Origin of the sequence: Pseudomonas caspiana, assembly GCF_002158995.1 — a bacterium.
In the GTDB taxonomy this organism is placed as follows: Bacteria; Pseudomonadota; Gammaproteobacteria; order Pseudomonadales; family Pseudomonadaceae; genus Aquipseudomonas; species Aquipseudomonas caspiana.
On sequence record NZ_LOHF01000005.1, the window covers coordinates 149,868 to 176,169 of the forward strand.

A 26,302-nucleotide genomic window follows, 5' to 3' on the forward strand; every position below is an offset into this window, starting at 1 on the left:
TGCCTCGCGGTGCTCGTGAGCTTCTACAGGGCGAACTTCAATTCATGTCGGGGCAGGAAGGAGAGTGCATTGCTAGTCGTTCCACCCGCAATAACACCCCACCGCCATGCTGTGCGTCGCATCCACTGTTCGCCCTGCGGTCAGCTCTTGCAAAATGGGTTCGATAAAACTGTTGCTCGAGTTACACGTCAGGCCTTCGCTGTAGGGGCCGAAGTACGCCAGCTTGCCGTCTCGATCCCAGATGGCCACGGCGGGGCTTGCGCTGACGCGTTCTGCGCCCGGCAAGTAAGCGATGGGTTTGATTGCGCTCAGCGTGGAGGGCAACCGGCCGTGGCTGCCGGGCTTTTGCACCGCGTAGAAATCCACGCCACCTTGCGCAGCAAAATGCTCGATCAGCTCCGCAAGGTGTTGCTGGTTTCCAACGTTGCAGGGGCACGCCGGATCCCAGAAATGTACCAATCGAACACGCCCCGTTCCGGCCAGTTCATCCGGCAGGCGAAGCGAATCGCCCGCGAAAAACGCCACCTGGTCGCTGAATGGCCGCAAGTAGCGGCCTTGAAACCAGTCGTAACCGACCCACAAAAGCCCTGCGCAGAGAATCGCGATCAGACCTGCGACGAGCGTGTTGCGGCGTGAGGATTTCATTTCAGGCGCATCTGTTTGAGGGGGCCGGGTTGCCATGTTCAGGGATACAGCTGAATATCGCAGCACAGTCTATCGTCCCGCCGGAAACCTCATGTCTGCCACGTTCGACCCCGAAGCATTGCGCAACAGCCTGCAACCGCTGAGCGCTGCCCAGCCGCTGTCTGCCGAGGGATTGGCTTACCAGCGTTTTTACGTGCTGGACAGGTTGGGGCTGGAGCGGCCATTGCGCACCTGGCTGGGGAGGATGGATGCGGGAGGCTACGACATTGTCGGGCAGGTCTGGATTCCGGATCAGCCAGTGGCCACGTTGTTTTTGATACATGGATTTTATGACCACATGGGTCTGTTCCGGCATTTGATCGAATGGGCGCTGAGCATGAACTTTGCGGTCATTTCCTGCGATTTGCCCGGACATGGTTTGTCCAGTGGTCCGCGGGCCAGCATCAACGATTTTGCCGAGTATCAAGTGGTGCTGCAGCGCCTGTTCGAGGAAGCGAGCGCGCTGCAACTGCCTGCACCTTGGCACCTTTGTGGGCAAAGCACTGGTGGTGCAATTCTGATCGACCATCTGCTCAATCATGGTATTGAAAGCCCCGCTCAAGGTCAGGTAATCCTGCTGGCGCCGTTGGTCAGGCCTCGTGCCTGGGGTTGGTCCAGGCTCAGCTATTACCTGCTCAATCCCTTCGTTACAGGTATCGCCCGGCGTTTCAGCGAAAACAGCAATGCGCCGGCGTTTTTGCCGTTCCTGCTCGCTGACCCCCTGCAGCCGCAGCGTCTGCCCACTGCATGGGTCGGGGCGCTGGTGCGTTGGATCAAGCGTGTCGAAGCAGCGCCCGTCAGTCTGCGCAGTCCGATCATTATCCAGGGCGAAGCCGATATGACCGTTGACTGGAGTCATAACCTGGGGGTGCTCAGCGAGAAATTCAGTCAACCCCGGATACTCATGCTCAGCGACGCGCGGCACCATCTGGCTAATGAAATACCGGAGTTCAGGGCGCAGTACCTGGCCTTTATAGAACAGAAAATACGTTTGGCGCAGGCGAGCTAAATAGCCGGGTTACTGCGCAGGGGCGAGGCTTGAAGAACTTTGCCCAACCGCTAGCCCCGCACGAATCGCGGCCAGTGCGGCTTGATAGTAGGCCTTGCCTTCGGCAGATTCGGCGAATGTCGAGAACTCTTCCAGTTCCGGATCGGAAAGGTCGCGATAGACATAAAGCAGAGTGTTGTTCATGTCGGCAGCGATTTGCGCCATCAGGCGTTCACGTTGCCCGTCGAGCATACCTTGAGCCTGACCGCCGCCCAGTAATCCTGGAATCATCTGACTCAAACTGTCGGCGGCAACGCCGGCAATCGCCAGGCTGACTTCAGCACCGGCTTCTTTGGCAGGCAGCGCTTGAGCCAAATGGCCGATCAACAGTTGGCGAGTGGCGTCAGCCTGAATCTGTGGCAAGCCTTTGGCATTCTTGGCCAACTGATCAGGCCGGGTAGCGGTCAGTTCGGCGTTGACGATCTTGCGTCCGAGCGGTGACTGGAAGAATTGCAGCGCAGGGTTCGGGTTGCGCAGACTTTCGCGCAGGCGCTGTTCGGCGCGTTGATCCATGGCTTGTGGGGCGAAACGCTGATTGCTGTTGTTGACCAGCGCTTGAAACACCGCAGGTGGCAGGCTGTTGCGATAGCGTTGTTGCGCGGCTTTAAGAGCGTCATTGAAATGCGCACGCTGTTCTGGCCAGCCGGCGACCTTGTACAACTGGTCATAGCTGTCTGCCCAGGCGGGCATCGTGCAGCACATCAACAACACAACAAACAAACGGCGCATAGGGACTCCTGTCGGCAGGCCGCTATTGTCCCGGTGGTTGCGGGGCTTTGTCGAGTTATGAGTTGGCCGCCCCTGTGAAATTTCGTTCACTATTCTTGGGCGGCTGGATACTATGCGCCATGCAAATCGCCTCTGATCATCCGCTGCTGCTTCGAATCGTCGACGACCTCGCTGCCCGCGGCTGGTCGCAGCAGAATATTTTCCTTCCCGAAAGCCTGACGCTTGAGCTGGCCAGCGAGTGCCGCACGCGCGCCGCCGAAGGTGAGCTGGCGCCCGCCGCTGTCGGTCGCGGGCCATTTCAAGAGATCCGTGAAGGAATTCGTGGTGATCATATCCAGTGGCTGGAGCCCGGGCAGTCTGAACCTTGTGATCGTTATCTGGGGTTGATGGACAGCTTGCGCCAGGCATTGAATCGCGGTTTGTTCCTTGGCCTGGAAGATTTCGAAAGCCATTTCGCGATGTATCCGCCGGGTGCTTTCTACCTCAAGCATGTGGATCGTTTTCGCGACGATGACCGGCGCATGGTCTCAGCGGTGGTTTATCTGAACAATGCCTGGCTGCCGGAGCATGGCGGCCAACTGCGAATGTTCCTTGATGACGACGTGGAATATGACGTGCAGCCAACCGGTGGCTGCCTGGTCGTGTTCATGTCTGGTGATATCCCTCATGAGGTCATGCCTGCCAGCCGTGATCGACTTTCCCTGACGGGTTGGTTTCGTCGGCGTGGGGATGGGGTGTTTTAAGTGTCTCTTTGTCGCGCAGCAAACGCTTGACCTGTAGGAGCTGCCGAAGGCTGCGATAGCGGTCTGTCCGGATTAATGCTTCGCAGCCTTCGGCAGCTCCTGCAAAAGCGAGGTCTGCATGAAATCTTTGTCATAAAGCTCCCTTCTCCAAACCAGTAACTCACCACCACGCTATGGTAATAGGCATGCCATTCAAAGGCTGATCGCTGGTGCCTATAAAAACTGGAGAACTCATGAAAACCCTTTTTGCAAAAACTGCTTTCGTCGGCCTGCTGCTCGGGGTCTCGCTGATGGCCAGTGCTGCCGATGTTCCGCGCACGCCGTCACCTGCCGGGGCCGAGGCTTACATCATTTCGCCTAAAGACGGTGCGACGGTGCCTGGCACCTTCAAGGTCCAGTTTGGCCTCAAAGGCATGGGCGTCGCGCCTGCCGGGGTAGACATCCCCGAGACCGGCCATCACCACCTGTTGATCGATGTCAAAGACCAGCCGGACCTGAACGCGCCGCTGCCAATGACCGACAACATTCGTCATTTTGGTAAAGGTCAGACCGAAACCGAAGTCACCTTGCCGCCCGGCCCGCACACCTTGCAGTTGCTGGTCGGCGACAAGAGCCACATCCCGCTGAATCCTTCGGTCGAATCGAAGGTGATCAGGGTGAATGTGCGCTGAGGTTACCGATAATCCTGTAGGAGCTCACGAGCACCGCGAGGCAGCGATAGCGGTGTGTCAGGGATACCACCATCGCTGCCTCGCGGTGCTCGTGAGCTCCTACAGATATAGGGCAACACCCACAAAAAAGGAGACCCGAAGGTCTCCTTTTTTGTTGCCCCGGAACCGCTTAGAACAACACGCGGCTACGGATCGTGCCTTTGATGTGTTGCAGCTTTTCCTGAGCCAGATCGGAATACTCGGCATCGACGTCGATGACCACGTAGCCGACTTTCTCGTTGGTCTGCAAAAACTGACCGGAAATGTTGATACCGTTTTCGGCGAAGACCTTGTTGATCTCCATCAGCACGCCCGGGATGTTCTCGTGGATGTGCAGCAGGCGGTGCTTGCCAGGGTGAGCAGGCAGGGCCACTTCAGGGAAGTTGACCGAAGACACCGACGTACCGTTGTCGCTGTACTTGACCAGCTTCTCAGCCACTTCCAGACCGATGTTGGCTTGCGCTTCGGCGGTCGAACCACCGATGTGCGGGGTCAGGATCACGTTATCCAGGCCACGCAGCGGGCTTTCGAAGATGTCGTCGTTGGAGCGAGGCTCAACCGGGAACACATCGATAGCGGCGCCGATCAGGTGCTTGTCCTTGATGGCGTTTGCCAGAGCATCGAGGTCCACGACCGTGCCGCGAGCGGCGTTGATCAGAATGGCGCCCTTTTTCATGGCGCGGATTTCTTTCTCGCCAATCATCATTTGGGTGGACGGCAATTCAGGCACGTGCAGAGACACGATGTCGGCCATGCCCAGCAGTTCGGTCAGGCTTGGTACTTGAGTTGCATTGCCCAATGGCAGCTTGGTCAGCGGGTCGAAGAAAAACACCTGCATCCCAAGGCTTTCGGCCAGCACAGACAGCTGAGTACCGATCGAGCCGTAGCCCACGATGCCCAGTTTCTTGCCGCGGATTTCGAAGGAGTTGGCTGCGCTTTTGATCCAGCCACCACGGTGGCAGGATGCGTTCTTCTCCGGGATGCCGCGCAACAGCAGGATAGCTTCGGCCAATACCAGTTCGGCAACGGAGCGAGTATTGGAGTACGGTGCGTTGAACACCGCGATGCCGCGCTCGCGAGCTGCGCTCAGATCAACCTGGTTGGTACCGATGCAGAAGCAGCCGACCGCGACCAGTTTCTTCGCGTGATCGAACATCTCTTCAGTCAGCTGGGTGCGGGAACGGATGCCGATGAAGTGAGCGTCAGCGATCTTTTCTTTCAGTTCGGCTTCCGGCAGAGACTTGGTGTGGTACTCGATGCTGGTATAGCCGGCTGCCTTGAGGACATCCACAGCGGATTGATGGACGCCTTCGAGAAGAAGGAACTTGATCTTGCTCTTGTCGAGGGAAGTCTTGCTCATCTGCTTTAACCTGTGTCCCGGAGAAATTTGGCAGTAAGTGAAGCGGTCGCGAATCGGGCCATCAGCTCGATTGGCGGGGGGCGTATGCTAGCATATGCACCCCGCGAAACCCCATTCCTGGACGTGAAGCGTTCTCAGGATGACCATGAATTGTTCGAGAGTTCCGTCGATGATCCATTCTGCACTGGTAGATGAACTGAAGACCCTGGTTGAGCCTGGAAAAGTGCTCACCGATGCCGCATCCCTTGAGGCTTACGGCAAGGACTGGACCAAACAATTCACGCCTGCGCCCGTTGCCATTGTCTTTCCCAAGTCCATTGAGCAGGTTCAGGCCATCGTCCTGTGGGCCAATGAACACAAGGTTGCGCTGGTGCCTTCCGGCGGCAGAACGGGTCTTTCCGCGGCGGCGGTGGCTGCCAATGGCGAAGTGGTGGTTTCGTTCGATTACATGAATCAGGTGCTGGAACTGAACGTCACCGAGCGCACGGCTCGCGTTCAACCCGGTGTAATCACTAAACAACTGCAGAACCTCGCGGAAGAAAACGGCCTTTATTATCCGGTGGACTTCGCTTCCTCAGGTTCCAGTCAGATTGGCGGTAACATCGGCACCAATGCCGGCGGGATCAAGGTTATTCGCTACGGCATGACGCGCAATTGGGTCGCGGGCCTGAAAGTGGTGACTGGCAAGGGCGACATCCTTGAACTGAACAAGGACTTGATCAAGAACGCGACCGGTTACGACATGCGTCAGTTGTTCATCGGTGCCGAAGGTACGCTGGGCTTTGTCGTCGAAGCCACCATGCGCCTTGACCGCGCTCCCAAGAACCTGACCGCGATGGTGCTGGGCACAGCTGACTTCAACTCGATCATGCCGGTGCTCCACGCCTTCCACGGCAAGCTGGACCTGACGGCGTTCGAGTTCTTTTCCGACAAGTCGTTTGCCCGTGTCATGGCTCGCGGCGACGTACCTTCGCCGTTCGATACGCCATGCCCGTTCTATGTACTGCTGGAATTCGAAGCCACCACTGAAGACCTTGCCAATGAAGCATTGGCGACCTTCGAGCATTGCGTCGAGCAGGGCTGGGTGCTGGATGGCGTGATGAGCCAGAGCGAGCAGCAACTGAAAAACCTGTGGAAGCTGCGCGAGTACATCTCCGAGACCATTTCCCACTTCACGCCTTATAAGAACGACATCTCCGTGACCGTCTCGAAAGTGCCCGCGTTTCTGAGTGAAATTGATGCGATCGTCGCCGAGCACTACCCCGACTTTGAAGTGCTCTGGTACGGCCATATCGGTGATGGCAACCTGCACCTGAATATCCTCAAGCCTGAGGCGCTCGACAAGGAAGAGTTCTTCGTCAAATGCGCCAGAGTGAACAAATGGGTGTTCGAGACCGTGCAGAAGTACAACGGCTCGATTTCTGCCGAGCACGGCGTGGGCATGACCAAGCGTGATTACCTGACGTATAGCCGTTCGCCCGTCGAAATCGAATACATGAAGGCCATCAAGGCAGCGTTCGATCCGAACGGCATCATGAACCCCGGAAAAATCTTCGCTGTTTAATGGGCCGTCACTTTATAGTGGCGTGACCACAACGAGACCAAGGAGCCGCCATGAGCTATCAGCACAAGTATGTCGACGGAACGAGCATCCACTTTCCCATGGGCAAGGCCGTATGCGTGGGTCGTAACTACGCCGAGCACGCCAAGGAGCTGAATAACGCGGTGCCAACCGAGCCGCTGCTGTTCATCAAGCCCGGCAGCGCCGTTGTTGCGCTGGAGGGTGGTTTCACCATTCCGGCCGATCGTGGCGCGGTGCACTACGAAGCGGAAATTGTCGTGCTGATCGGCAAGCCGTTGACCAAGAACCCGACCCGTGAAGAAGTACTGGACGCGATCTCCGGCTTTGCTCCGGGGCTGGACTTGACCTTGCGTGACGTGCAAACCAAGCTGCGCGACAAGGGTTATCCATGGGAAGAGGCCAAGTCTTTCGACGGTGCAGCGGTCATCGCTCCGTTTGTTCCGGCTGAAACCTTCTCCGACCTGACCGACATCGGCATTCGTCTGACCATCAATGGCGAAGTCCGCCAGGACGGTAACAGCCGCGACATGCTCAACCCTATCGTGCCGGTGATTCAACACATGGCTGCCTGCTTCTCGCTGCAGGCCGGTGACGTCATCATGACCGGCACTCCGGCAGGCGTCGGCCCGCTGTTGGCTGGCGATGAGTTGGTACTGGAACTGGTAGGGCAGAAGCCCTTCGAAAGCAGCGTTCGCTGATCCCCTGAAGTCGCCCAAAGCCGTCTGCGACCAGCGTCGCAGGCGGCTTTCGCGTTTTTTGCAGCCTTAAATAGAACAATTGGCGTTTTTTTCACAATTGATCTGGATAATCCGGCCTCCAGTTCCCCTGTTGGGGCACTATGCCATCGGATGTTATCCATACTTGGGAATGCTCATGACCAGCCCTTCATCTTCTGCCGAATCGCCACGTCGCCTACCTCGTCCGCGCTGGTATGTCTGGCTGTTGCTGGTGATGGTGATTGGCGGCGGCGTTGCTCATGCAATGCATTGGGATGATCGCGGCCTGCTGTGGCTGGGTGAGCGTTTCGAAAGTCTTGCCAACCGTAAGGCCAGCGTCTGGCTGCCGGACTACGTTGTCGATATCGACGCTAAAGTGCTTCCAGGCATGGAGGACGACGAAGCGTCGGATGTGTCTTATAACCCTGTGACCAAAACGCTTTTTGCGGTCATGGGCAAGCACCCATTTCTGGTCGAACTGACTCTCAAAGGCGACGTGCTACGCAAGATCCCGTTGATTGGGTGGAGCAATCCTGAGGCGGTTGCCGTCATGGAAAATGGCTTCGTGGCTATCAGCGATGAGCGTCAGCATCATCTGACTATCGTTAAGGTCACGCCAGAAACCACCACCCTGAACATCGCTGATTTCCGGGAATACGACCTCGGTCCTTCCGATAATCAGAATAAAGCGTTCGAGGGCACTGCCTGGGATCCGCGTCGCCAGCAATTGCTGTTGGGAGAGGAGCGCCCCGCTGCGATATTCACCTGGGAGAGCGATGGTAGCGACGTATTGAAAGGTGAGAAGCAAAAGGTCGAGAGCAAGTCTCTGGACATGCGCAATCTCTCCTCGTTGACCGTCGAGCCCCGTACCGGGCACACACTGGCGCTGTCCGCGGACTCGCACATGCTGCTGGAACTGGATGAAAACGGCCAACAGGTCAGCTTCATGACCCTGCTGGGAGGTTTCAACGGTTTGAAAGACACTATCCCACGCGCTGAAGGCGTAGCGTTTGACGACGACGGCAATTTGTACATCGTCAGCGAGCCTAACCTGTTTTATTCGTTTAAGAAGAAGTGATTCGCAGAGTCTTTTTGAGGCCTCGGTCTCCCCGAGACCACGCTGTAGCCCAGCAAGCAAGGCCCCTGTAGGAGTGAGCTTGCTCGCGATTGCGGTCTTTGATTAAAAAAGTAATGCCAGGAAATACGCTATCGCGAGCAAGGTGGGGCGCCACCCCGGTCACTCCTACAGGAGTAGCGTCTAGTGGCTCTGCGCCATTAAGTTTCAATTCATATTCGCATGGTATCCATGCTATCCCCTGAACCTTGAGCAACCTGAATGCGCCTGCTTCTCTCCCGAAAAATCCTCATACCTCTGATCATTCTTCTCACTGTATTGGCGTTTTTTGCGGGCCGTGAGTATCGCGTCGTTGAACGTGCATCCTTCAACTGGAGGATTTTGTGGCAAGGCGAGGACGCTCAGGCTATCGGCTTGGGGGGTTATAGGGTCGTCGTTGAAGCTCAACCGATTGCGGGTCTTGATTCTGATGCGTCGGCCCTGAGCTATGATCCGGATCGCAAAAGCCTGTTCACGGTGACTAACAAAGACGCCCAACTGGTTGAACTAAGCCTGGATGGCCGAACTCTGCGCCGCATCCCTCTGACAGGGTTCGGTGACTCAGAAGCGGTCGAATACATAAGCCCTGGCGTTTATGTCATTAGCGATGAGCGCAAGCAGCGCCTGATCAAGATCCACGTCGATGATGAAACCACTTTTCTGGACGCCAAAGATGCCGAGCAACTGACACTGGGTATCGGCTCCGGTAATAACAATGGTTACGAAGGCTTGGCGTATGACACGAAAGGCCAGCGTCTTTTTGTCGCCAAGGAGCGTCGACCTGTCCAGATAATCGAGGTGCGCGGCTTCCCGTATGCCACCGTCGAAACGCCTAATGTAGAGGTGTCTTCCGACTCCCGGCGTAATGCAGAGATTTTTGTGCGGGACATTTCCAGTTTGCAGTTCGACGAGCGTAGCGGTCATCTGCTGGCGCTGTCGGATGAGTCCCGACAAATCGTTGAGCTCGATACCAAAGGCCGGGCGGTGGGTAATGTTTCTTTGAGCCAGGGTTCAATGGGCCTGCGCAAAACCGTGCCGCAGGCCGAGGGCATCGCCATGGATGACGAAGGTACCCTGTACCTGGTGAGCGAGCCGAATCTGTTTTATGTGTTCAAGAAGCCCTGAGCAGCGCGCCTGACGTGGGACCGGCTTCAGCCGGGAAGGCAGCATTCCTGACGATAAAGATGTAGCGAATGTACCAATCCCTTCCCGGCTAAAGCCGGTCCCACGTCAAGCTCGCGAAGGCAATCAACGCGTCAGCGTCTTAACCCCTTCACTTGTCCCCAACAGCAGCAAATCTGCCGGGCGCGCAGCAAACAGGCCATTAGTCACAACGCCGACGATTGCGTTGATCTGGTTTTCCAGCTCAGCCGGATTGGTGATGTTCATGTTGTGCACATCAAGAATGATATTGCCGTTATCGGTCAGCACGCCTTCGCGATAAACCGGGTCGCCGCCCAGTTTCACCAGTTGGCGGGCAACGTGGCTGCGCGCCATCGGGATCACTTCGACCGGCAGCGGGAATGCGCCGAGTACCGAGACCAGCTTGCTGGCGTCAGCGATGCAGATAAAGGTCTTGGCAACGGCTGCGACGATTTTTTCGCGGGTCAATGCTGCGCCGCCGCCCTTGATCAGATTCAGATGCTCGTCGCTTTCATCAGCGCCGTCGATGTAGAACTCCAGATCACTGACGGTATTGAGCTCGTACACCGGAATGCCGTGGCCTTTGAGGCGTGCGGCCGTGGCTTCGGAGCTGGCAACTGCGCCGTCGAATGCGCCTTTGTGCTGGGCAAGTGCATCAATGAAGCAGTTGGCAGTGGAGCCGGTGCCGACGCCGACGATGCTTTTATCGTCCAGTTTCGGAAGGATGAAGTCCACGGCGGCCTGCGCCACGGCTTGTTTGAGTTGATCCTGGTTCATGCGGGCTCCACGGGTGCCTGGTTGTTCACGTATGGTAGGAGCGAACTTGTTCGCGAGGGGGCCAAGTCTGCGTACACAGGCACAACGCCTCGCGAACAAGTTCGCTCCTACCGGTAATGTGTAAAAGGGCGCGCATTATAGCGACATGCCAGCGCCAAAGCCCCGTGATTCGTGTGGTCGTGCATCGGAGTGCGGGTTAGACTTCCCGTCCTTGCCCTTTCGCCAGTGATGTCGCCGTGATGCTTGAACAGTACGTCAAAAAAATTCTCACCTCCCGTGTCTACGACGTGGCCGTGGAAACCCCGCTGCAGGGCGCTCGTCAGTTGTCCGAGCGACTGGGCAACCAGGTGCTGCTCAAGCGCGAAGACTTGCAGCCCGTGTTCTCGTTCAAGATCCGTGGCGCCTATAACAAGCTGGCGCAGCTCAGCCCTGAAGAACTGGCCCGTGGCGTAGTGACGGCCTCGGCAGGCAATCATGCGCAAGGCCTGGCGCTGGCGGCTAAGACGCTGGGTGTCGAAGCCACCATCGTGATGCCTAAAACTACCCCTGAGATCAAGGTCGAGGGTGTACGTTCTCGCGGCGGTAAGGTGGTACTGCACGGCGACTCGTTCCCGGAAGCACTGGCTTATTCGCTGAAGCTGGTCGAGGAAATGGGCTTCGTTTACATCCACCCGTATGACGATCCAGACACGATTGCCGGGCAAGGCACTGTGGCAATGGAGATTCTTCGTCAGCATCAGGGCCCGCTGGACGCAATTTTCGTCCCAGTGGGCGGCGGCGGTTTGATCGCTGGTATTGCGGCCTACGTGAAATACCTGCGTCCCGACATCAAAGTAATCGGCGTCGAGCCGGATGATTCCAACTGCCTGCAACAGGCCATGGCCTATGGCGAGCGGGTTGTGCTGCAGCAGGTCGGGTTGTTCGCCGATGGTGTAGCGGTCGCGCAGATTGGTCAGTACACCTTCGACATCTGCAAGGATTACGTCGACGAAGTGATCACCGTCAGCACCGACGAAATATGTGCGGCGATCAAGGATATTTACGACGATACCCGCTCGATCACCGAGCCGGCTGGCGCTCTGGGCGTGGCCGGGATCAAGAAGTACGTCGAACATTACGAAGTCAGCGGCCAGACCTTTGTCGCGATCGACTCCGGTGCCAACGTCAACTTCGACCGCTTGCGTCACGTCGCCGAGCGCGCCGAACTGGGCGAAGGTCGCGAGGCGATCATCGCCGTGACCATCCCCGAGCAGCCCGGCAGCTTCAAGGCCTTCTGCGAAGCCATTGGCAAACGCCAGATCACCGAGTTCAACTATCGTTACCACACCGACCGTGAAGCGCACATTTTTGTCGGCGTGCAGACGCATCCGGACACTGATCCACGTAAAGGTCTGATCACGAGCCTCACCGAGCAGGGCTTCCCGGTGATCGACCTGACCGACAACGAACTGGCCAAGCTGCACATCCGGCACATGGTCGGCGGGCATGCCGAGCGGGTCAGCGACGAAGTGGTGTTCCGTTTTGAGTTCCCGGAGCGGCCGGGTGCGCTGTTCAACTTCCTCAACAAACTGGGCGGCCAGTGGACGATTTCGATGTTCCATTACCGCAACCACGGCGCAGCCGACGGCCGGGTTGTAGCGGGCCTGGTGGTGCCGGAGGACGAGCGGCACCTGGTCCCGGCGGCACTGGCCGAGATTGGCTATCCGTACTGGGATGAGAGCGAGAATCCGGCTTATAAGCTGTTTTTGGGGTGAATGCAGTATTCCTGCGTGGGCAAGAATATGTGGGAGCGGTGCTTGCCCGCGATACATGAGACGCAGCTAGACGACACACCGCGTTATCGTTTGTCGCGGGCAAGCACCGCTCCCACAGGTAATCTGCGTTAAACCAACGCTTCAACTGGAACCTACGAAAATGGACCATCTCACCGCCCTGAAAACCTTGCACATCTCGGCGACGGTGCTGTTTTTGCTAAGCGCCCTCGGTTTGACTATCTGGTTGATCAAGGGCCGCAGGGCAGGGTTTACCACCAACCACACCCGCTTGTTACTACGTCCTCGGCTATTTGCCTGGATCCTGATGGGATTGTGCCTGCTGACCATGCCGATCACCGGTTGGTGGCTGGCGCACCTGGTTGGCTGGCCTCTTGGGCAAACCTGGGTATTAGCGAGCAGCGTGCTTTACACCTTGGGGGCGTTGAGCTGGCTGTGGCTGGTTGCGCGTTTGAACCGGTTGCGTATTGATCCAGCCAAGGCAGGGCTGAAATTCACCTTGGCGCTGGCGATTTTCAGTTTTGTCTGTTTTATCGCCATTGCCGGGTTGATGGGCGCCAAGCCGGTTTGACCGTTAGGCGTCTGTTGGGGCGAGGCTTGCCTGCGAATAAGTCGCTGCGGTGGAGCTGATAGATCGCGCAATCCTTCTTCGCGGGCAAGCCTCGCTCCAACAAACCAGTCAATTACGCAGTGTAATCACCGGCCAGCCACGGCTTTCAGCTTCGGCGCGCAATTTCGGGTCCGGGTCCACGGCTACCGGGTTGGCGACCTTTTCCAGCAGCGGCAGATCATTCAGCGAGTCGCTGTAAAAATAGCTGTCTTCCAGACTGAGCTGGTTCTCTTCCAGCCATCGATTGAGTCGTGTCACTTTGCCTTCGCGGAAGCACGGCACATCGGTGGTTCGTCCGGTATAGCGTCCGTCGACCATTTCGCATTCAGTCGCCAGCAGCGTCTCGATACCCAGGCGCTCAACGATCGGCCCGGTGACGAAGCGGTTGGTAGCGGTGATGACCACCAGCGTGTCGCCGGCTTCGCGATGCTTGGCGATCAGTTCCAGCGCCTTGGGCAAGATGATCGGTTCGATGCAATCACGCATGAAATCACGATGCCACGCGTCTAGCTGGGCCATCTCGGTGCTGCCGAGGATTTCCAGTGAGAAGTTCAGGTAGTCGGTCAGGTTCAAAGTCCCGGCCAGATAATCCTGATAGAACTCATCGTTGCGGGTTTTGTAAGTCGCGGTATCCAGGATGCCGCGTTCGCACAGGTAATCACCCCAGGCGTGGTCGCTGTCACCACCCAGAAGCGTGTTGTCGAGGTCGAATAAAGCCAGGCGCATGCGGTTACTCGCTGAAATTGCTGAAAAAAGAGCACCAGAATACGAGGTTTTCACAACTCTTCACATAACCTGCTAAGCCTCGTTGCTGCTTTGATCGGCTTTGTGGAACAATGCGGTGACATGCGTTTGCGAGGTTGTTGCCGTGATCGACCCCGATGGTTTCCGTCCTAATGTCGGGATAATTCTGACAAACGACTCCGGCCAGGTCCTATGGGCTCGGCGAATCAACCAAGATGCCTGGCAGTTTCCACAGGGTGGTATCAACCCGCAGGAAACGCCGGAAGACGCGCTTTATCGTGAATTGAACGAAGAAGTCGGGCTTGAACCTGAGGATGTGCAAATTCTTGCCTGTACTCGGGGTTGGTTGCGCTATCGTTTGCCGCAACGTCTGGTCAGGACACACAGCCAACCGCTGTGCATTGGCCAGAAGCAAAAATGGTTTCTCCTGCGCCTGGTCTCCAATGAGCAGCGGGTGCGGATGGATTTGACCGGGAAACCGGAGTTCGATGGTTGGCGTTGGGTCAGCTATTGGTATCCGCTGGGTCAGGTGGTGACATTCAAGCGCGAGGTGTATCGACGCGCACTCAAAGAGCTTGCCCCGCGCCTCTTATCGCGCGACTGACACGGAGTTCGACCCCGAGCCATGCTCAATACGCTGCGCAAGATCGTCCAGGAAGTTAACTCCGCCAAGGATCTCAAGGCGGCGTTGGGGATTATTGTGTTACGCGTCAAAGAGGCCATGGGCAGCCAAGTCTGCTCGGTCTATTTGCTCGATCCCGAAAGTAATCGCTTTGTGCTGATGGCCACCGAGGGCCTGAACAAGCGCTCCATCGGCAAAGTCAGCATGGCACCGAACGAGGGCCTGGTTGGCCTGGTCGGTACCCGTGAAGAACCGCTGAACCTCGAAAACGCCGCAGATCACCCGCGTTATCGCTACTTTGCCGAAACCGGCGAGGAGCGCTACGCGTCGTTCCTCGGCGCGCCGATCATCCACCACCGTCGTGTGGTGGGGGTTCTGGTTATCCAGCAAAAGGAGCGCCGTCAGTTCGACGAGGGCGAAGAAGCCTTCCTCGTGACCATGAGCGCGCAACTCGCCGGGGTTATCGCTCACGCCGAGGCCACTGGCTCGATCCGCGGTCTGGGTCGTCAGGGCAAAGGTATCCAGGAAACCAAATTCGTTGGTGTTGCCGGTTCTCCCGGCGCGGCCGTGGGTGTCGCGGTGGTCATGCTGCCGCCTGCGGACCTCGAAGTGGTTCCTGACAAGACGGTCACCGACATAAAGGCCGAGCTGGCTCTGTTCCAGACGGCGCTGGAGGGTGTGCGCAGCGATATGCGGGCCCTGTCTGCGAAGCTCGCCAATCAGCTGCGACCTGAAGAGCGTGCACTGTTTGACGTGTACCTCATGATGCTGGATGACGCTTCACTGGGCAGCGAAGTGACCAATGTCATCAAGGCCGGTCAGTGGGCTCAAGGCGCATTGCGCTCGGTGGTCAACGAGCACGTCAAACGTTTCGAGTTGATGGACGACGCCTATCTGCGCGAGCGTGCTTCTGACGTTAAAGATCTTGGCCGTCGCTTGCTCGCGTACTTGCAAGAGGCGCGGCAACAGACGCTGGTGTATCCAGATAACACGATCCTTGTCAGCGAAGAACTGACGGCCGCCATGCTGGGCGAAGTTCCGGAAGGCAAGCTGGCGGGGCTGGTGTCGGTACTCGGCTCCGGCAACTCCCACGTGGCGATTCTGGCCCGAGCCATGGGTATCCCCACGGTCATGGGTGTGGTCGACCTGCCTTACTCCAAGGTCGACGGCATCGAACTGATCGTCGACGGCTACCACGGCGAAGTCTTCACCAACCCTAGCGATGTCATGCGTAAGCAGTTCGCCAAGGTCGTTGAAGAAGAACGCCAGTTGTCTCAAGGGCTGGACGCGCTGCGCGAGCTGCCTTGCGTCACTCTGGATGGCCATCGCATGCCGCTCTGGGTCAACACCGGCTTGCTGGCTGACGTGGCTCGTGCCCAACAACGCGGTGCGGAAGGTGTGGGTCTGTATCGCACCGAAGTACCGTTCATGATCCAGCAACGCTTTCCGAGCGAGAAAGAACAGCTGGCGATTTATCGCGAGCAACTGGCAGCTTTCCACCCGCTGCCCGTGACCATGCGCAGCCTGGATATCGGCGGCGACAAGGCACTGTCCTACTTCCCGATCAAGGAAGAGAACCCGTTTCTGGGCTGGCGCGGTATTCGCGTCACTCTCGACCATCCGGAAATCTTCCTCGTGCAGACCCGCGCGATGCTCAAGGCCAGTGAGGGCTTGAACAACCTGCGGATTCTGCTGCCGATGATTTCCAGCACTCACGAAGTGGAAGAGGCGTTGCACCTTATCCACAGGGCTTGGGGCGAAGTCCGCGACGAAGGCACCGATGTACCGATGCCGCCTGTTGGCGTGATGATCGAAGTGCCGGCTGCGGTTTATCAGACTCGTGATCTGGCGCGTCAGGTGGATTTCCTTTCGGTGGGCTCCAACGACTTGACTCAATATCTGCTGGCCGTGGATCGGAATAACCCACGGGTTGCAGACCTTTACGACTACTTGCACCCGGCCGTGCTGCAAGCCCTTCAGAACGTGGTGCGCGATGCTCATGCTGAGGGCAAACCGGTCAGCATTTGCGGTGAAATGGCCGGCGATCCTGCTGCTGCGGTGCTGTTGATGGCGATGGGCTTCGACAGCCTGTCAATGAACGCCACCAACCTGCCAAAAGTGAAGTGGATGCTGCGCCAGATCAATCTGAGCAAAGCCAAGGAATTGTTGGCGCAGTTGATGACCAACGACAACCCGCAAGTCATCAGCAGCTCGCTGCAACTGGCGCTGAAGAACCTGGGGTTGTCGCGGATGATCAATCCGGGGTCTGTGAAAGGGCATTGATTTCTAGCTTAGCTAGACAAACCCAGACCTGTAGGAGCGTACGAGCACCGCGAGGCCGCGATAGCGGTGTATCAGACGGGACGCCATCGCTGCCTCGCGTTGCTCGTGAACTCCTACAGGATCTGCTTTCCCCTGTGGGAGCCGGGCTTGCCCGCGATTCAGGCCGCTCGTTGTATCAGGCATACCGAGTAATCTGTATCGCGGGCAAGCCCAGCTCCCACAAACGATCGCATTTCCGCTGTTGAGCTGTGTCAGATCCTAAATTCCACCTCACCCAATCTCCCGCCATATGGGCCGAAGCTGTGCTCCACAAACTGTTGGCTACCGTCAGCATTGACGATCAGCACGGTGCTGGCGCGGGTGCCGTAATTGGGGCTGGCGATGAACACACTGGACAGCAGTTTTTCGGTCTCCAGGCTTACGCCCGTATCAGGCAGCTCAACGGTCGGTGCAGTGGCCGGGTCGCTCAACAACGCCATGAGCGCCAGTGAATTCGGGTCCTCAAGTTGGGTGCTCATGACCGCCTTGGCTTTTTCCACCTTCGGCCAGGGAGTATTCAGCTCTGCGTTTGACAGCCCGTAAACGCCTGCAGCCAACAGGCGTGGTTCCGGGTGTGCGCCATTCAGGTAATACAACCGCTCGCGATCACCCACCAGCAGGTTGAAACCACCATACTGCGCAGCCCTTTGTGCGACATCGGCAAGGTAGTCTTCAGCCTGAACGTCGCTGGTTAAAAATTGAGCAACCAGTTCGCCTCGCGAGCGGTTACCCAGTGGCAGGTCAGGGTTGCGAATATTGGTCAGCGCTGCAAATCGCCCGTCGGAAGTTACGCCCAGCCAGGTTCCACCTGCTTCGAGGTCGCGCCCGGCATAAACTTGAGGTGCGTCTGCCCATTGCGCCAAGGGTTGAGTCGGGCGGGCGTAAAACTCATCACGATTGGCGGCCACGATCAGCGGCTGGGCGTGCGAAGGGCGCCACGCGAAAACGATCAGACACATGCAGTACTCCTTTTTAAGCCACTGTAACCACACATGAGGCTCACATCCATCGCACGCCGCTAGAGCGCCGGGCGTTGCTCCGGTAACATGCCGGTCTCTTTTCGTCATGCCCGGCCTTAGCTGTTCAGCGCGGGTTTATGTTTCCTGCTTTAGTGTGTCTGGTTAAGTGCTCGCAAGAGCTTTCCCATTTAAGGAGTTGCAATGCTGCCTTACCCGCAGATTGACCCGGTGGCGGTGGCCATCGGCCCGCTGCAAATTCACTGGTACGGTTTGATGTACCTGGTCGGGATTGGCGGCGCGTGGCTGCTGGCATCGCGGCGTTTGAACCGCTTTGATCCGACCTGGACCAAAGAAAAACTCTCCGACATGATTTTCTGGCTGGCCATGGGCGTGATCGTCGGTGGGCGGTTGGGTTATGTCCTGTTCTACGATCTGCCTGCCTATATTTCCAATCCGCTGCTGATTTTCGAAGTCTGGAAAGGCGGCATGGCGTTCCACGGCGGTTTTGTCGGCGTGATGCTGGCCGCGTGGTTTTTTGCTCGACGCAACGGCAAGTCGTTCTTCGAACTCATGGACTTCATTGCGCCCATGGTGCCGATTGGTCTGGGTGCCGGTCGGATCGGTAACTTCATCAATGCCGAGTTGTGGGGCAAACCGACTGACGTGCCTTGGGCGATGATCTTCCCGCCGTTCAGCGATCCGGCGCAGTTACCGCGCCATCCGTCACAGCTGTACCAGTTCGCGCTGGAAGGCGTTGCGCTGTTCCTGATCCTCTATCTGTTCTCGCGTAAACCGCGCCCGACCATGGCCATTTCCGGCATGTTCGCGTTGTTTTACGGGATTTTCCGTTTCATCGTCGAGTTTGTCCGCGTGCCGGATGCGCAGTTGGGTTATCTGGCCTGGGGTTGGGTCACGATGGGCCAAATCCTCAGTCTGCCGATGATCATCGCGGGTGCTGTGCTGATCTGGCTGGCTTACAACCGCGCCCCCGCTGGCAAGAACGCGGCGGTTTAACACCGAAACGCCGGGCGAGGTTGCCCGGCGGATTCACCGAAGCAGGTAATTTATGAAGCAATATCTGGATCTAGTCGCCCACGTCATCAAGAACGGTACGTTGCAGGCCAACCGCACCGGTGTGAAAACCATCAGTTTTCCCGGCGCGATGCTGCGTTATGACCTCAAGGAAGGCTTCCCGGCGATTACCACCCGGCGTATGGCCTTCAAGTCAGCTATCGGCGAAATGGTCGGCTTCCTGCGGGGCGTGAACAACGCCGCCGAGTTTCGTGAACTGGGCTGCAAAGTCTGGGACCAGAATGCCAACGAAAACGCCCAATGGCTGGACAACCCGTTCCGTAAGGGCGAAGACGATCTGGGCGAAATTTACGGTGTGCAATGGCGTAAATGGCCTGCTTACAAGCGCATTGACCTGAGCAACCCGAAAGCCATTGAACTGGCAATCAGTCAGGGTTACCAGCAGATCGCCCAGTCTGAAGAAGACGGTCAGCCTTACGTGGTGCTGTACAAGGCCATTGACCAGATTCGCCAATGCGTCGACACCATCATCAAGGACCCGGGCAGCCGCCGTATTCTGTTCCACGGCTGGAACTGCGCGCAGCTGGACGAAATGGCCTTGCCGCCGTGCCACCTGCTGTATCAGTTCCACCCGAATCAGGAGACCAAAGAAATCTCCCTGACGTTATACATCCGCTCCAACGATCTGGGCTTGGGCACTCCGTTCAATCTGACTGAAGGGGCTGCGCTGCTGAGCCTGATCGGCCGTCTGACGGGCTACACGCCGCGCTGGTTCACGTATTTCATTGGCGATGCTCATGTCTACGAAAACCACTTGGACATGCTCAACGAACAGCTCAAGCGCGAGCCGTATCCGATGCCTAAGCTGGTGATTTCCGATCGGGTGCCGGAGTTTGCCAAGACTGGCGTATACCAGCCGGAATGGCTGGAGCAGATCGAACCGTCAGACTTCTCGCTGGAAGGTTACGAGCATCACCCGGCAATGACCGCGCCGATGGCGGTCTGATAAAAAGCCCTGTTGGAGCGCGACGTGGGACCGGCTTTAGCCGGGAAGAGGCCGGTACATCCGACGCATTTGTGTCGTCTGATCCGCCGCCTTCCCGGCTAAAGCCGGTCCCACGTCAGTTTATGTGTGCTCCTCAATGCCCATGACTCCTGCCCACATGGGAGTGTTCTACATCAGCGGTCACCACGCTGCCGCTGACTTCCAGTCGATCCAGAATCCCGCAATGATCCGGTGCACCGTCGCTGCAGCGTTGGCGCAGGTCCAGTAGCTGTGTCTGTAGCGCTTGCAGGCTGGCGATGCGGTCATTGACGTGCTGGATGTGCTCATCAATCAGCGCATTGACACTTACGCACTGGTCTTGCGGGCTGTCGCGCAAGTTGAGCAGGCTGCGGATCTCTTCGAGCGTCATGTCCAGGCTGCGACAGTTGCGGATGAAGGTCAGCCGCTCCACATGGGCTTGGGTGTACAGCCGATAGTTGCCGTCGCTACGGGCAGGTGCCGGGAGCAATCCCTCGCGCTCGTAATAACGGATGGTTTCTACCTGCGCATCAGTCAGTTTTGCCAGCTCGCCAATCTTCATTGCCGTTGATTCCGTTTCAGTGCTTGACCCTATAGTGGCTACAGGGTGTTCACTTGGCAACAAGCACGATAAAGGACCGGACCATGAGCCAGTTGACACCCGTTCACGATAAGCACGACCACGATCACGACAAGCATGATCATGAAAGCCATGAACATAAAGGCCACGACCACTCTCAGCAAGGTCACGGCAGTTGCTGCTCGTTGAAAGTCGCGCCTGCGGTGGTCACGTTCAGCGATGCCCCTGCATCGGGGGCGCAACTGAGCACATTCCGTATCGAGCAGATGGATTGCCCTACGGAACAGACGCTCATCCAGAACAAGCTTGGCAAACTGGCCGGCGTGCAGAAACTTGAATTCAACCTGATCAATCGCCTGCTCGGCGTCTGGCACGAATTGCCGTCCACCGATCCGATTCGGGACGCCATCGCCTCATTGGGCATGCAGGCCGAACCGGTTGAGGAGGGCGCAGAGTCCGCACCTGCACCGGTAGTGAAAAAAGCCTGGTGGCCGTTGGCGTTGTCCGGTGTTACCGCACTGGCCGCTGAAGTCATTCACTTCGGCTCATTTGCGTCGGATTGGGTCGTGGCCATCGTGGCGCTGGTTTCCATCCTCAGCGGCGGGTTGGGCACCTACAAAAAAGGCTGGATCGCACTCAAGAACCTCAACCTGAACATAAATGCGTTGATGAGTATTGCCGTGACCGGCGCCGTGTTGATCGGGCAATGGCCGGAAGCAGCGATGGTCATGTTCCTGTTTACCGTTGCCGAGCTGATTGAAGCCAAATCCCTGGACCGCGCTCGCAACGCTATCAGTGGCTTGATGCAGCTCACGCCGGAACTGGCCACCGTGAAACAGGCGGATGGTCAGTGGTTGGAACTGGAAGCCAAAAACATCGAGTTGGGCGCTATCGTCCGAGTTAAACCGGGTGAGCGCGTCGCTCTGGATGGTGAGGTGGTGTCCGGTAACTCCACGATTGATCAGGCGCCGATTACCGGTGAAAGCCTGCCGGTCGAGAAAACCATCGGCGATAAAGTCTTTGCCGGGACTATCAACCAGTCTGGCTCGCTGGAGTATCGCGTGACTGCCGCGGCGAATAACTCGACGCTGGCGCGAATCATTCATGCGGTTGAGGCTGCTCAAGGCTCGCGGGCACCGACTCAGCGTTTCGTCGACAGCTTCTCGCGCATCTACACCCCGGCGGTTTTCATCTTCGCGCTAGGCGTAGCAATCATCCCGCCGCTGTTCATGGGCGCGGCGTGGTTCGACTGGATCTATCGCGCGCTTGTGCTGCTGGTTGTAGCTTGCCCTTGTGCATTGGTGATCTCCACGCCGGTGACCATTGTCAGCGGGCTGGCGGCTGCGGCGCGCAGAGGCATCCTGATCAAAGGCGGCGTGTACCTGGAAATGGGCCACAAGCTTGATTACCTGGCTCTGGACAAGACCGGCACGATCACCCACGGCAAGCCGGTGCAGACCGATTTCGTGTTGCTTGAGTCAACCGCTGCGGATCGGGTTCCGGGTGTGGCGGCGAGTCTGGCGGGGCGCTCTGATCACCCGGTTTCCCAAGCAATTGCCAAGGCAGCCGAGCAAGACGTTAATGCCCATGAAGTCAGCGCGTTCGAAGCGTTGGCTGGACGCGGCGTGCGCGGCGAGATCAATGGCGAGCTTTACCATTTGGGCAACCACCGTTTGGTGGAAGAGCTGGGCCTTTGCTCACCCCAGTTGGAGGCACAACTGGATGCGCTGGAACAGCAAGGCAAAAGCGTCGTGTTGCTACTGGATAAATCTGGCCCGCTGGCGTTGTTTGCAGTGGCCGATACGGTCAAGGAAAGCAGCCGTGAGGCGATCCAGCAACTGCATGAACTGGGCGTTAAAACCCTGATGCTGACCGGTGACAACCCGCACACCGCCAAGGCGATCGCTGCGCAGGTGGGTATCGATTCGGCTCAGGGCAACCTGATGCCAAGCGACAAGCTGGAGGCTATCGAAGCGCTGTATGCCAAAGGGCATCGGGTCGGCATGGTCGGTGACGGTATCAACGACGCACCCGCGCTGGCGCGCTCCGAGATTGGCTTCGCCATGGCCGCAGCCGGTACCGATACTGCGATTGAAACGGCGGATGTCGCCCTGATGGACGACGATCTGCGCAAGATTCCGGCATTTATACAGCTGTCGCGCCGGACGTCGGCGGTATTGAAGCAGAACATCTTTCTCGCTCTGTTTATCAAAGCGATCTTCCTGGCGATGACCTTTGCAGGTATGGCGACGATGTGGATGGCGGTGTTCGCGGATATGGGTGTGAGCCTGTTGGTGGTGTTCAATGGGTTGCGGTTGTTGAAGAAGTAATCGTAGTCAATGCGGTCCTTTGTGGGAGCCGGGCTTGCCCGCAATAAGGCTGTAGGTGATCCAAAGCGAATCGGGTTCATCCTTATCGCGGGCAAGCCCGGCTCCCACAGGGGCAGTGCAGGCTTAGCAACCGTATTTAATTTTCCCCCACTCAATCATCTCTTCAACCAACTGCCTTAACACCACCCGCGTCGGCTCGGCCAGATCCGGGCGGTAGTGGAATGGCACGAATTCGTCCATGTAGGTTGCCTGCACCAGTTCAAGTTGCACCGCATGGATATTGTTGGCCGGTTCGCCGTAGTGGCGGGTGATGTGGCCGCCTTTGAAGCGGCCGTTCAGCACATGGCTGTAATCGCCCGCGGCAGCGCAGGTGGCTTCCAGGCGTTTGGCCAATTGTTCATCGCAGCTTGCTCCGTTGAAGGTGCCGAGGTTGAAGTCCGGCAAGCGGCCTTCGAACAGATGAGGGATATGTCCGCGAATCGAGTGGGCATCAAACAGCAACGCGTAGCCGAACTCATCTCTCAGGCGTGCAAGCTCTTGCTCAAGCGTCTGGTGATATGGCGTCCAGATATGTTCCAGATAAGTCGCCCGCTCTTCAGCGCTCGGTGCCAGACCGTCTTTGAACAGCGGTACACCGTCGAACAGGATCGACGGGAACAACCCGGTGGTTGCTCCGGCATACAGCGGCTTGTCGTCTGAGGGGCGATTCAGGTCGATCACAAAGCGCGAATACTCGGCGGCCAATGTACTGGCACCCAGTTCTGCGGCGAAATCGTAGAGCTTCGGAATATGCCAATCAGTATCTGGCAGGCTCAGGGCTTCATCCACCAGCCCTGCCTCGACAGCAGGTGTCAGACGCAACCCGGTGTGGGGCATGCTGATCAGCAGCGGCACCCGGCCGCGAGAAAATTTCAGAACGTTGTCCATGAATCTCTCCTGTTAACCAAATATTGAACCCATTCCTGTAGGAGCCCACGAGCAACGCGAGGCAGCGATGGCGATTTGCCTGACACACCGCTATCGCTGCCTCGCGTTGCTCGTGAGCTCCTACAGGTTCAGCGATTCAACACCGTTGCGCACGATGCGTTTGTCCAGATCGCCACCCAGCCAATACGCTAGATCAGCAGGACGTTCGATGTGCCAAGCGACGAAGTCTGCGACTTTGTCGACCTCCAGCGAACCGTGGGTTTCGCCCATGCCGAGGGCTTTCGCGGCGTTGATCGTGACCCCGGCGAGGGCTTCTTCGGGTGTCATGCGGAACAGCGTGCACGCCATGTTCAGCATCAAACGCAATGAAAGTGCGGGCGATGTGCCGGGGTTGAGGTCGCTGGCGATGGCGATGTCGACGCCATGTTTGCGCAGCGCGTCCATCGGCGGCAATTGAGTTTCGCGCAGGAAGTAATAAGCGCCCGGCAGCAGCACCGCGACGGTTCCAGCCGCGGCCATGGCGATGGCGTCTGCCTCGGTCATGAACTCCAGATGATCCGCCGACAACGCCTTATAACGCGCCGCCAGACTAGAGCCTGCCAACGGCGAAAGCTGCTCGGCATGCAGTTTTACCGGCAAGCCCAATTGTCCGGCAGTTGTGAAAACCTGCTCGACCTGCGCCGGGGAGAACGCCAGGTACTCACAGAACGCATCCACCGCATCGACCAAACCTTCCTCGGCCAGCGCGGGCAGCATTTCGCTACAGATGTGATTGATGTAATCGTCAGCGCGGTTGGCGTATTCAGGCGGTAGTGCATGGGCGGCCAGACACGTACTGCGCACTGTAACCGGCAGGGTGTTGCCCAGTCGGCGGATAACCCGCAGCAGCTTACGCTCGCTGGCCAGATCCAGACCATAACCGGACTTCATCTCAACCGTGGTGACGCCATCCTTGAGCAAATGCCGCAGGCGGCGCTCGGCGCTGGCGTACAGCTCGTCTTCACTGGCCGCGCGTGTGGCGCGCACGGTGCTGGCAATGCCGCCACCGGCCGCCGCTATTTCGGCATAACTCACACCTTGCAGACGCTGCTCGAATTCGCCGCTGCGGTTGCCGCCGAACACCGTATGAGTGTGGCAGTCGATCAGCCCCGGCGTGACCCACGCGCCTTTCAAGTCGATGACACTGTCGTAAGCTGTTTCAACGAGAGCCGATTGAGGCCCGATCCACTCGATCAACGCTCCAGAGGTCACGATGGCGGCATCTTCGATGATCGAGTATTTGCCTTGAGCCATGCTTGCTACGTGACAGTGTTTCCAGAGCGTTTTCATGTCCAGTCTCCGAGGTTACCGGTGGGTGGGAGGGGAATGTTCAGGGCGTTTTGCCGAGCCCGGCTTGCCCCAAATGCGGTAGGCCGCGATCAGCAGCACAACCCAGCCTGCGCCAACGATCAGCGCGATACGGTTGTCGGGGAAATAACCCAGCACGCCGAAAATAAACAGCATGAACACAATGGCGGCGGCCGGAGCGTAGGGCCAGAACGGCACCGGGAATTTCAGCTGCGCCGCTTCTTCGCGGCTCATCTTGCGGCGCATGGCGACTTGAGTGAGCAGAATCATCAGCCAGACCCAAACGGTGGCGAAGGTCGCAATCGAGGCGATGACCATGAACACGTTTTCCGGGATTCGGTAATTCAGCCAAACACCAAGCAGCAGCGCGACGCCCATCACCAACACGGTCATCCACGGCACGCCTTGTCTGGACAGTTGCGAGAACGCCGCCGGTGCCTGACCCTGTTGCGCCAGGCCATACATGATGCGGCCTGCGCCGAACACGTCGCTGTTGATCGCCGACACCGCAGCGGAAATCACCACCACGTTCAGCAGCGCAGCCGCCCATGGCAGGCCGAGGCTGGAGAAAATCTGCACGAACGGGCTGTTTGCCTTGGTGATCTGCGACCAAGGGAACAGCGACATCAGCACGAACAAGGTCAGTACGTAAAACAGCAGAATGCGCAGCGGCACCGAGTTGATGGCCTGCGGAATAGTACGTTGCGGGTCTTTGGCTTCGCCCGCGGTGATGCCGATGATTTCGATACCGCCAAACGCGAACATCACCACCGCAAAGCAGGCGATCAAACCGCCGATGCCATTGGGCATGAACCCGCCATGGCTCCACAGGTTGCTGATACTGGAAACCGTCTCGCCACTGCCCGACAGGTTGACCCCGAACAGCAGCAAGCCAAGCCCGGCGACGATCATCGCGACGATGGCGCCGACTTTGAGCAGTGACAGCCAGAACTCGGTCTCGCCGAAGACTTTGACGTTGCACAGGTTGAGTGCGCCGATCAGGAAGACAATGCCCAGTACCCAGATCCAGCGCGGGACTTCCGGGAACCAGAAACCCATGTAAATCCCAAAGGCGGTGACGTCGGCGATGCAGACAATGATCATCTCAAAGGCGTAGGTCCAGCCGAGCACGAAGCCCGCCATCGGGCCCAGGTAGGTGCTGGCGTATTCGCCGAACGAGCCGGAGACCGGGTTGTGCACGGCCATTTCACCCAAGGCGCGCATGACCATGAAAACGGCTGCGCCACCGATCAGGTAAGCCAGTAAAACGGCCGGGCCTGCCATCTGGATCGCTGAAGCCGAGCCGTAGAACAGGCCGGTGCCGATGGCTGACCCCAGCGCCATGAAGCGAATGTGACGGGCCGAAAGCCCGCGTTTCAAACCTTGCTGTGACGTCATTTCAATCCAATCCAGTTTCTTTCCAGCGA

The 26,302-nt window shown here is 58.0% G+C and carries 24 protein-coding genes; 14 read left to right on the forward strand and 10 right to left on the reverse strand.

Features of this window, described 5'->3' with window-relative positions:
• Nucleotides 1-72: 72 nt before the first annotated feature.
• On the reverse strand, nt 73-645 hold the full coding sequence (locus AUC60_RS08895; protein ID WP_087265882.1) for a DUF6436 domain-containing protein: 573 nt from the start codon (nt 643-645) through the stop codon (nt 73-75).
• A 91-nt stretch (nt 646-736) separates the two neighbouring features.
• Between AUC60_RS08895 and bipL the strand changes: the two genes are divergently transcribed.
• Nucleotides 737-1,693, forward strand: coding sequence for a phospholipase BipL (bipL, locus tag AUC60_RS08900; RefSeq protein WP_087265884.1), 957 nt, complete (start codon nt 737-739; stop codon nt 1,691-1,693).
• A gap of 9 nt (nt 1,694-1,702) precedes the next feature.
• On the opposite strand, the gene AUC60_RS08905 is transcribed toward bipL, so the two are convergent.
• Complete coding sequence (locus AUC60_RS08905; protein WP_087265886.1) at nt 1,703-2,461, reverse strand: DUF2059 domain-containing protein; 759 nt, start codon at nt 2,459-2,461, stop codon at nt 1,703-1,705.
• 119 nt (nt 2,462-2,580) lie between these two features.
• Between AUC60_RS08905 and AUC60_RS08910 the strand changes: the two genes are divergently transcribed.
• On the forward strand, nt 2,581-3,204 hold the full coding sequence (locus AUC60_RS08910) for a 2OG-Fe(II) oxygenase (RefSeq protein ID WP_087265888.1): 624 nt from the start codon (nt 2,581-2,583) through the stop codon (nt 3,202-3,204).
• A 233-nt stretch (nt 3,205-3,437) separates the two neighbouring features.
• Nucleotides 3,438-3,875 carry a DUF4399 domain-containing protein gene (locus AUC60_RS08915; RefSeq protein ID WP_087265891.1) on the forward strand — a complete coding sequence of 146 codons (438 nt, stop codon included), beginning with the start codon at nt 3,438-3,440 and terminating at the stop codon, nt 3,873-3,875.
• A 169-nt stretch (nt 3,876-4,044) separates the two neighbouring features.
• Here AUC60_RS08915 and serA read toward each other — a convergent pair whose 3' ends face one another.
• Entirely contained in the window at nt 4,045-5,274 is a 1,230-nt protein-coding gene (serA, locus tag AUC60_RS08920; RefSeq protein WP_087265893.1) for a phosphoglycerate dehydrogenase, read from the reverse strand.
• A gap of 169 nt (nt 5,275-5,443) precedes the next feature.
• Between serA and AUC60_RS08925 the strand changes: the two genes are divergently transcribed.
• From AUC60_RS08925 to AUC60_RS08940, 4 genes are all read left to right on the forward strand, one after another.
• Nucleotides 5,444-6,838 (forward strand): FAD-binding oxidoreductase, encoded by a 1,395-nt coding sequence (locus tag AUC60_RS08925; protein WP_087265894.1) that lies wholly within the window; start codon nt 5,444-5,446, stop codon nt 6,836-6,838.
• Between the two features lie 50 nt (nt 6,839-6,888).
• Entirely contained in the window at nt 6,889-7,554 is a 666-nt protein-coding gene (locus tag AUC60_RS08930) for a fumarylacetoacetate hydrolase family protein (RefSeq protein ID WP_087265896.1), read from the forward strand.
• Between the two features lie 175 nt (nt 7,555-7,729).
• Nucleotides 7,730-8,650, forward strand: coding sequence for an SdiA-regulated domain-containing protein (locus AUC60_RS08935; RefSeq protein ID WP_087265898.1), 921 nt, complete (start codon nt 7,730-7,732; stop codon nt 8,648-8,650).
• A gap of 258 nt (nt 8,651-8,908) precedes the next feature.
• On the forward strand, nt 8,909-9,811 hold the full coding sequence (locus tag AUC60_RS08940; protein WP_087265900.1) for an SdiA-regulated domain-containing protein: 903 nt from the start codon (nt 8,909-8,911) through the stop codon (nt 9,809-9,811).
• Nucleotides 9,812-9,934: 123 nt separating this feature from the next.
• Here AUC60_RS08940 and rpiA read toward each other — a convergent pair whose 3' ends face one another.
• On the reverse strand, nt 9,935-10,606 hold the full coding sequence (rpiA, locus tag AUC60_RS08945) for a ribose-5-phosphate isomerase RpiA (RefSeq protein WP_087265902.1): 672 nt from the start codon (nt 10,604-10,606) through the stop codon (nt 9,935-9,937).
• 239 nt (nt 10,607-10,845) lie between these two features.
• Between rpiA and ilvA the strand changes: the two genes are divergently transcribed.
• Together ilvA and AUC60_RS08955 are read left to right on the forward strand one after the other, a co-directional pair.
• Nucleotides 10,846-12,360, forward strand: coding sequence for a threonine ammonia-lyase, biosynthetic (gene ilvA / locus AUC60_RS08950; RefSeq protein WP_087265904.1), 1,515 nt, complete (start codon nt 10,846-10,848; stop codon nt 12,358-12,360).
• Between the two features lie 160 nt (nt 12,361-12,520).
• A complete protein-coding gene (locus AUC60_RS08955) occupies nt 12,521-12,949 on the forward strand; it encodes a DUF2269 domain-containing protein (RefSeq protein ID WP_087265906.1) in 429 nt (142 codons plus the stop codon).
• 108 nt (nt 12,950-13,057) lie between these two features.
• Here AUC60_RS08955 and AUC60_RS08960 read toward each other — a convergent pair whose 3' ends face one another.
• The gene (locus AUC60_RS08960) at nt 13,058-13,714 is read right to left on the reverse strand and encodes a histidinol-phosphatase (protein ID WP_087265908.1); all 657 of its coding nucleotides are present in this window, start codon (nt 13,712-13,714) and stop codon (nt 13,058-13,060) included.
• Nucleotides 13,715-13,856: 142 nt separating this feature from the next.
• Here AUC60_RS08960 and AUC60_RS08965 point away from each other — a divergent pair, with 142 nt between their 5' ends.
• Nucleotides 13,857-14,336 carry an RNA pyrophosphohydrolase gene (locus tag AUC60_RS08965; protein WP_027898512.1) on the forward strand — a complete coding sequence of 160 codons (480 nt, stop codon included), beginning with the start codon at nt 13,857-13,859 and terminating at the stop codon, nt 14,334-14,336.
• Between the two features lie 21 nt (nt 14,337-14,357).
• On the forward strand, nt 14,358-16,637 hold the full coding sequence (gene ptsP, locus AUC60_RS08970) for a phosphoenolpyruvate--protein phosphotransferase (RefSeq protein WP_087265910.1): 2,280 nt from the start codon (nt 14,358-14,360) through the stop codon (nt 16,635-16,637).
• Nucleotides 16,638-16,888: 251 nt separating this feature from the next.
• Here the strand turns inward: ptsP and AUC60_RS08975 are convergent, their stop codons facing one another.
• Nucleotides 16,889-17,635: an NRDE family protein gene (locus AUC60_RS08975; protein ID WP_087265913.1), complete on the reverse strand. Its 747-nt coding sequence runs from the start codon at nt 17,633-17,635 to the stop codon at nt 16,889-16,891.
• Nucleotides 17,636-17,836: 201 nt separating this feature from the next.
• Here AUC60_RS08975 and lgt point away from each other — a divergent pair, with 201 nt between their 5' ends.
• Nucleotides 17,837-18,649, forward strand: coding sequence for a prolipoprotein diacylglyceryl transferase (gene lgt / locus AUC60_RS08980; protein ID WP_087265915.1), 813 nt, complete (start codon nt 17,837-17,839; stop codon nt 18,647-18,649).
• 52 nt (nt 18,650-18,701) lie between these two features.
• Complete coding sequence (locus tag AUC60_RS08985; RefSeq protein ID WP_087265917.1) at nt 18,702-19,673, forward strand: thymidylate synthase; 972 nt, start codon at nt 18,702-18,704, stop codon at nt 19,671-19,673.
• Nucleotides 19,674-19,806: 133 nt separating this feature from the next.
• Here AUC60_RS08985 and cadR read toward each other — a convergent pair whose 3' ends face one another.
• A complete protein-coding gene (gene cadR, locus AUC60_RS08990) occupies nt 19,807-20,253 on the reverse strand; it encodes a Cd(II)/Pb(II)-responsive transcriptional regulator (protein ID WP_087265919.1) in 447 nt (148 codons plus the stop codon).
• Between the two features lie 83 nt (nt 20,254-20,336).
• Between cadR and AUC60_RS08995 the strand changes: the two genes are divergently transcribed.
• Nucleotides 20,337-22,601, forward strand: coding sequence for a heavy metal translocating P-type ATPase (locus AUC60_RS08995; protein WP_087265920.1), 2,265 nt, complete (start codon nt 20,337-20,339; stop codon nt 22,599-22,601).
• Nucleotides 22,602-22,724: 123 nt separating this feature from the next.
• Here the strand turns inward: AUC60_RS08995 and hutG are convergent, their stop codons facing one another.
• From hutG to AUC60_RS09010, 3 genes are all read right to left on the reverse strand, one after another.
• Nucleotides 22,725-23,528, reverse strand: a complete 804-nt coding sequence (gene hutG, locus AUC60_RS09000) for an N-formylglutamate deformylase (protein ID WP_087265922.1) — start codon at nt 23,526-23,528, stop codon at nt 22,725-22,727.
• Nucleotides 23,529-23,648: 120 nt separating this feature from the next.
• Nucleotides 23,649-24,857, reverse strand: coding sequence for an imidazolonepropionase (gene hutI, locus AUC60_RS09005; RefSeq protein WP_087265924.1), 1,209 nt, complete (start codon nt 24,855-24,857; stop codon nt 23,649-23,651).
• Between the two features lie 15 nt (nt 24,858-24,872).
• A complete protein-coding gene (locus tag AUC60_RS09010) occupies nt 24,873-26,273 on the reverse strand; it encodes an amino acid permease (RefSeq protein ID WP_087265926.1) in 1,401 nt (466 codons plus the stop codon).
• Nucleotides 26,274-26,302 lie beyond the last annotated feature (29 nt).